Annotated in this window: 1 pseudogene; it reads right to left on the bottom strand. The window is 58.8% G+C overall.

What is annotated here, in order from left to right:
• Positions 1–157: 157 nt before the first annotated feature.
• Positions 158–427: pseudogene (locus NJE57_RS19935) on the bottom strand (hypothetical protein); the annotation flags it as partial.

The raw sequence follows: 427 nt of genomic DNA, 5'->3' as shown, positions 1-427 counted from the left end.
AGCCTGGATTGCTTCGTCGCAAAGATTCTTTCCGACCACGCGGTTAGGGCGTGGAGACCAATGTTTCACGTGAAACGGAGTGCAACCGCTGCCGCGCGTGTTTCACGTGAAACACAAGCAATGGAACAAGCGCTAGTTCTACATTGAAGAACTAGTCCTACTTTCCGATGCAGAACTTCTGGAAAATGGCTCCAAGGACGTCCTCGACGTCCACCCGCCCAAGCAGCCGACCAAGGGCGTAGGCAGCCGCGCGCAGCTCTTCGGCGGCAAGCTCCTCGCCCTCTTCTACAAGCTCCAGACTCCGGCGCAAGCCGCCCGACGCCTGGCTCAACAAATCGCGCTGACGCGCCCGCGTCACCAAAGCGCTTTCACTGGCTCCGAAAAATTCGGCGGCGAACTTTACGAGCGCGTCGACCAGTTCCGGAAC

It is taken from the genome of Dietzia sp. PP-33 (genome assembly GCF_033790845.1).
In the GTDB taxonomy this organism is placed as follows: Bacteria; Actinomycetota; Actinomycetes; order Mycobacteriales; family Mycobacteriaceae; genus Dietzia.
The sequence above is the reverse complement of the archived record's forward strand: the minus strand, read 5'-3'. Positions and strand labels throughout refer to the sequence as shown.